The sequence below is a fragment of the Maribacter orientalis genome (genome assembly GCF_900109345.1).
Taxonomy (GTDB): domain Bacteria; phylum Bacteroidota; class Bacteroidia; order Flavobacteriales; family Flavobacteriaceae; genus Maribacter; species Maribacter orientalis.
On sequence record NZ_FNZN01000016.1, the window covers coordinates 1 to 5,649 of the forward strand.

Annotated in this window: 8 protein-coding genes; all 8 read right to left on the minus strand. The window is 33.2% G+C overall.

All coding sequences use genetic code 11. The features are described from left to right. Nucleotides 1-160: 160 nt before the first annotated feature. The gene (locus tag BMY56_RS18250) at nucleotides 161-532 is read right to left on the minus strand and encodes a hypothetical protein (RefSeq protein WP_091627680.1); all 372 of its coding nucleotides are present in this window, start codon (nucleotides 530-532) and stop codon (nucleotides 161-163) included. Further along, entirely contained in the window at nucleotides 533-811 is a 279-nt protein-coding gene (locus BMY56_RS18255; RefSeq protein ID WP_177170999.1) for a barstar family protein, read from the minus strand. A 214-nt stretch (nucleotides 812-1,025) separates the two neighbouring features. Beyond that, complete coding sequence (locus BMY56_RS18260; RefSeq protein ID WP_091627683.1) at nucleotides 1,026-1,733, minus strand: hypothetical protein; 708 nt, start codon at nucleotides 1,731-1,733, stop codon at nucleotides 1,026-1,028. A gap of 217 nt (nucleotides 1,734-1,950) precedes the next feature. Beyond that, complete coding sequence (locus tag BMY56_RS18265) at nucleotides 1,951-2,892, minus strand: hypothetical protein (protein ID WP_091627685.1); 942 nt, start codon at nucleotides 2,890-2,892, stop codon at nucleotides 1,951-1,953. 212 nt (nucleotides 2,893-3,104) lie between these two features. Then, nucleotides 3,105-3,338 carry a hypothetical protein gene (locus tag BMY56_RS18270; protein ID WP_177171000.1) on the minus strand — a complete coding sequence of 78 codons (234 nt, stop codon included), beginning with the start codon at nucleotides 3,336-3,338 and terminating at the stop codon, nucleotides 3,105-3,107. Continuing rightward, nucleotides 3,325-3,981, minus strand: coding sequence for a hypothetical protein (locus BMY56_RS18275; RefSeq protein ID WP_091627691.1), 657 nt, complete (start codon nucleotides 3,979-3,981; stop codon nucleotides 3,325-3,327). Before BMY56_RS18275 ends, BMY56_RS18270 begins: the two co-directional genes overlap by 14 nt. A 390-nt stretch (nucleotides 3,982-4,371) precedes the next feature. Further along, on the minus strand, nucleotides 4,372-5,025 hold the full coding sequence (locus BMY56_RS18285) for a phosphoribosylanthranilate isomerase (RefSeq protein ID WP_091627696.1): 654 nt from the start codon (nucleotides 5,023-5,025) through the stop codon (nucleotides 4,372-4,374). Then, the gene (locus BMY56_RS18290) at nucleotides 5,022-5,510 is read right to left on the minus strand and encodes an NUDIX hydrolase (protein ID WP_091627699.1); all 489 of its coding nucleotides are present in this window, start codon (nucleotides 5,508-5,510) and stop codon (nucleotides 5,022-5,024) included. The genes BMY56_RS18285 and BMY56_RS18290 overlap by 4 nt, the downstream gene beginning before the upstream one ends. Nucleotides 5,511-5,649: the final 139 nt, after the last annotated feature.

Genomic DNA, 5,649 nt, shown 5'->3' on the forward strand with positions numbered 1-5,649 from the left:
GGCATAGCATCTGAATGTTGGTTCCAAATGCAACTTAAAAAGTGTAAACGATGTTTCTATAACTTTGTAAAGGATGTTTGTATATCGTACCAAATGTGTGGTAACGGTCTATGTATGGTGCGTGCTTCGCATGCACTATACATCTTGTTGTGGTTAGTTTTTATTTTGTTTCATACCAATTTTTATAGTCTAAATGCTTATCAAATTCCTCATCATTCATTTTGAATAAAATCTTTGAATATTCCCTTGATTTTGAAATCTTTTTTTGATTCAGAAAATCAGTAACCATAAAATGAATAGATGGATGTTCAATATCATCCATTTTTAAGGTCGAATATCTTTTTCTTGATTTTGGATACTGCTTCCAAAACCGTTTGTAATCACCATAAATTTGGTCTGTTACTTTTAAAATTATTTCATCTAGTAATTCATTCGGGATTTGGTTGTCCGAAAGTCCAATGTAATACTCTTTAATTTTAGAGTAAAAGTCCTTTTTAGGTTCAATTTTATTTTCAGTTTTCCAGAATAGCATTTAAGTCAGTTGTAATTCGATATTCTCGTGTTCTCTAATAATTTCAATTATTCGGTTAAAATGTTTTAATTCCGATTTGCTTTTTTCACTTCGATGCCATTTAAGGATATATTTTTCGTCTATCTCATGAACTCCAAATCCGCCATATAGAACATCATTAAACGCATTTAGATTCCGTCCAATTTTCCAATTCAATTCAGAAGTCATTTTGGATTCCACCTCTCGATAAAATCCGTTCATATTTGAAAACTTATTTCCGTTAATCTCGATTATTCGCATTTTTATCAATTAACCACAACGGTTTAGCTATAAACAGTACGGGAGCAAACTAGCGTTTGCTTTCCGCCATGCACATAGCGAAATCTTTTGGTTTTGTTTTTTCCTTTTTGTGTCAGAGCGAAATCCCAAAGATTTCGCGACATTCTAAATATACGCACATCCTATAACTTAGCCCGAAGCCCGTTTTGTTTATAGGTTGTGTTATGTGCTTTTTTTATTTCAGTTCTATTATCTCTGATTTGTTTATGCGAAATAAAAATATTCTGCAAAAGCTAGTACTTATGGGGTATTCAACTTTAATATCAGAAAAAGTGCCTGCATAATAATTACCTTCTTTTATCAATAACCAATATTCATCGCATTCTTGATAATTTTTAAGTTTTTTTTCCTTCTTCATAATTATTGGTTCAATATGAGCATTGGTCATATCTGAAACAATTCCTCCATCTGGTTTTTCGTCATAAGATTCTTCGAGTCCATCATAGCGTCCCATCCGGATAGAATCTATTTCCTCAGGTAGCTTTCTAAAGTCTTCAATTAATACTCCCTGCTTATTTTTTAGTTGAATCAAGTGATTAACAGAAGCTTTAAAGGCTTTCTTTATTAATTGTTTTTCCTCAGCCTTTTTTAAATGATGAAAATCGCTGAAATGTATTGAAATATGAAAAGTAAAATCAACAAATTTTTGAAGCTCAAGAATTAATTTTTCCGTGAACTTACTTCTGTCCGATGAGCGTTGTTGGTATTTTGAATGACCGTTATGTGAGTCCTGAAAAATCTCGGTAAGCTCTATCCCAATTCTATTTTTAGCAGTTTGAATTATAAAATCGGGCTTTTCCGTCTTTTGAATTTCACCTTCTGGGAAAGATTTATAGCAAGTCTTAAATTGGTCAAGAATATATTTTTCTTCCTTTGTTGTCATTTTTTAAATTGCACATAACGGTTTAGCTAAGCGTAGTGCGGAAGTAAGGAAACTTTTCGTTTCCGTCTTAGCACGAAGCTAAAGCTTATTGTTTAGTTTTATTTTTTCTTGTCCAAAGCTAAATCCATAAGATTTAGCGACTTTATAAATATACACAGACCTTTCGGTTTTGCCCTAAAGTCCGCATTACGTTTAGGTTTTGTTGGCATTAGTATTTTTACGGTTTTAAGTCAGGAATGTTATCAATAATCGAAGGTCTTCGAATCTTGGCAAAATCAGGATAAGTATCTTTGAACTCTCCATATTCGCTTTTCTTTTTAGTCCAAATCGCGACTTCTTTTTCATAAGCCATTTGCCATAGATATAGTTCGGCCGCAAACATTTGTTCCAAGTAGATTGAATAACTCCATGCAAGTCCGACGTAGAAAATGCAAATAAACCAACTCCAGTCAGGAAAATCTATTCCTTTATCGCTTAAATAGAACATTATCCCAGCAGGAAGAAATATTATAAATTCTACTGCGAGCGAAAGTGTAAATCCACCTAAAAATTCAGCTTTTCTTTGTCCAAGAATTTCAAAGCCACGACTAAACGATTGACGAATCCCTTTATTTTCCCAGGCAAAGGCAGGAATAATAAGGAAAACAACCATTCTAATACCTTTTAATAATAAATCAATTGAAAAGGTTCCAAAGGAATCATTAGACCCTGCTAAGGTTCGAGCTACATTCTCAGCACTTTTTTCCTCTGACTGACTACTTTTATCTTTAATGAAAAGTTTTATGACCACTAATATGAACCAAATAGAACTCCATACCAAAGAGAGAAACATTATTGGAACTAGGTTGTAAGAAAATGTAATAAGAATTGCTTTTGCTAGATTGAACTTCTTTCCTGTTTCCTTTTGTTGTAATAATTCTAACATTACTGAACATGAAATGGAAAGAATAAAAGCCAAAAAGTAAATGATTAAAAAAAGAATCATAAACTGGGCTTTATTATTATACATGTCCCAATTAAAGTGCCATTTAAAATAGATTATTAATGGGGCATAAATTAGCCAAACAACAAAGATTGGAAATCCCAATATTGGGTATTGTCGAAATGTCTTAAAGGATGCGGAAATTAGGCCAGCTCCATTTTTTACTCCTTCAAACATTCGTGTAGGTATTTTTCAATTATGAAGATTTTTTAATATTAATGCCAACTTCTCGTATATGAAAAGTAGCGCTGAAAAAAGCTAAAACCTTTCGGATAATACACAAGCCGAATTTTTAATTTTTCTTTTTATCTTAATTTTCTCAAAAAGCCAAATTTAAAAATTTGGCGACCTTGAAAATACACAAAAACCTCTCGGTAAGCCTATATTAGCTATGTTTTATATACATTGTTATCTGCTGTGTTTTTTTTCACGTACTTTTTCAATTTTATTTGGGCTTCTTTAATTTTCAACTCAACAATATGTAATTCACTAGCCATTTCATATTGTTGAGAATTAATTAAATCGGGTTTTAAGTTTAAAATGGATTTTAATGTCAACTCGATGTTTTGCCCAATTAAAAGAATTTTATTTACTCTCTCTTTTTGAGTTTTAGAATTTTCCATCAAGTTTTCTTTCATTTTTTACTGCTAACATTATATCGTCAACATAATCTTTAGTAATAACAGGCTTTTGGGGATGGTAAACATTAAGAAAAATTTGACCGTTTTTAGATTGTGCGTGACAAGTTCCACTACCATATATGTTCAGTTTCGGAAGTCCTAAATCCTTTTCAAAAAGATAAAATGTTCCCCCGAAGATTAGAACGTCCGGTTTAATTAGTTCGATTTGCTTAAATAAAATGTCTTTTGACTTATTATACGCTTGTTCCAAAGTTATAGGTTTTGTCTTTGATGCTCCACCAGTTTTTTTAACGTTTATGTAAGCCATTTTTTGAAGTTCGTCTATCATTTCTGGATTTGTACGTATTCTACCTTCACTCCAAGGAATATTATTTAGAATTGCGTTGGTTGTATATACGATTCTTGTAAATGTTTTATCGAATCCTATGGCAATTCTGTCGTTTTCTCTTAAAGTTTGAATCCTTTTTCGCACATCCCAGCTCTCGTTTCCACTATGAGGTTCTTTTAAAATCCATAATATTTTTGGTTTAGCTAGTTCGTAATGTTGTGTGCTAACTATTCCATCCAAAATATGTTCTTGTCCTTCATATTCCTTTGAAATATGTTCTTTTATAATTTCTTCCATTTTACAACGCAGGACTGTGTTTTTTGGTGGTTGGATTTTTTGAGCAAGAACCAGAGCAAAGACTGCTTAAACTTGTGTATTTTATACCACAAAATTTACAAACATATTTTGATTTTTCGCTCCCTTCATAAAGTGCGTGTTTTTTGCCTTCTGGATTTTTAGAGCAAGAACCTGAAGTTAAACTTGAAACGCTTGTGTATTTTATTCCACAACATTTACAGTAAAAGTTTGCCATAATTATATTTTTTTATTCGCCTACTCTAATCGGTTTTCAGCTTTCTCCGTTTTTTTTCATTGCAGATAACGTTTAGTATATGCGTAGTGCGACCGTTTAGGGAGCATTATCGCATATACAGTGTTATGCCTTCGCCCTTCTTTTTGTCGTATTTTTCAGTGCCCAATTGCATTGAAAAAGTCTTTTAATTTTTGTCGGTCAAGTTGTCCTTCTGTCCGAACACTACTACAAAGGTCAAGCCCAAAAGGTTGAACTGTTTCGATTGCTTGTCTTACGTTGTTTTTGTTTAGTCCGCCTGCAAGGAACAAAGGAATTGGAATTGCTTTTCTTATTTCTCGGCTCAATTCCCAATTATGAGTTCGTCCTGTTCCACCTAATTCTTTGACCGACAAGTTTGGATTTCCACTGTCCAATAAAATAGCATCAACGTAATTTGAAATTTCAATGGCTTCTTTAATTGAATTTTCGTCAATAACATGAATAACCTGAACCAATTTTACATTTGGTAACTCTTTGCGAATCAATTCATACTCTCGTTTTTCTAACTCGTCCACAATTTGAATAGTCGAAGTTTGAACTCGTTTGTAATGTGCGATAATGTCTTGAGGTTTCGTTTCGCTTGTTAGCAAAAAAGTTGATATAGGCGGTGGAACTGTCTTGGCGATTTGGTAAATGAGTTCATCTCCAATGACGCCTGGTCCACTTGGCATATGTCCGACTAAACCCAATGCAGAAGCACCGTATTCAACGGCTAATTTTGCTTCTTCAATACTGCTTATACAGCAAATTTTAACTCTTGGTCTTGTCATATAATTACTTTATTTTCAATTTCTTCTGTCATTGACAAAAGGTTAAGCTTGCCGTCATATTCCGCACTAAATGCAAAAGGTTTGTTGTCAAGAATATACTTGTAAATATACCAATCAGTTTTTGGCGTTGGCACTTTCAATAAGTCTTCAAAGCCAATCCACATCAAAGTCCCTTCGTTACAATTTGGTGGTTCAACAATATCAATATCTGCGATATATACATAGCCTGTCCAATTGTATTCTGTCGGAGAGGTTTCTGTCAAAATCCCACAATACTTCATTGTATCAACTTTAATTCCTGTTTCTTCAAAAGTCTCACGTATGGCTGACTTTAAAGGACTTTCAAAAGGGTCAAGTTTGCCGCCAACTGGTGTAAAATTGTCTTTGTTTGGCTCTTTAAGTCTTTTGAGCAACAGGAATTTGTCCTTGTTTCTCAAAATACAGAGTGTCGCTGCTCTTTTAAGTCCTATTGGTACTTTATTCATTCAGTGTCGTTTTTAGGGTGAGACATAACGTTTAAGCTATGGCAAGTAGGGCAGGCAAGGAAACTTTTCGTTTCCGTCTGCACATGTAGCCAAAGCTTTTTGTTTTGTTTTTATCTTTTCATTTTAAAAGCCAAATCCA

Bases quoted from the DNA above. Each gene is read 5' to 3' on its own strand.
- BMY56_RS18260 (WP_091627683.1), bottom strand. From the start codon at position 1,733: ATGACAACAAAGGAAGAAAAATATATTCTTGACCAATTTAAGACTTGC.
- BMY56_RS18265 (WP_091627685.1), bottom strand. From the start codon at position 2,892: ATGTTTGAAGGAGTAAAAAATGGAGCTGGCCTAATTTCCGCATCCTTT.
- BMY56_RS18270 (WP_177171000.1), bottom strand. From the start codon at position 3,338: ATGGAAAATTCTAAAACTCAAAAAGAGAGAGTAAATAAAATTCTTTTA.
- BMY56_RS18285 (WP_091627696.1), bottom strand. From the start codon at position 5,025: ATGACAAGACCAAGAGTTAAAATTTGCTGTATAAGCAGTATTGAAGAA.
- BMY56_RS18255 (WP_177170999.1), bottom strand. From the start codon at position 811: ATGCGAATAATCGAGATTAACGGAAATAAGTTTTCAAATATGAACGGA.
- BMY56_RS18250 (WP_091627680.1), bottom strand. From the start codon at position 532: ATGCTATTCTGGAAAACTGAAAATAAAATTGAACCTAAAAAGGACTTT.
- BMY56_RS18290 (WP_091627699.1), bottom strand. From the start codon at position 5,510: ATGAATAAAGTACCAATAGGACTTAAAAGAGCAGCGACACTCTGTATT.
- BMY56_RS18275 (WP_091627691.1), bottom strand. From the start codon at position 3,981: ATGGAAGAAATTATAAAAGAACATATTTCAAAGGAATATGAAGGACAA.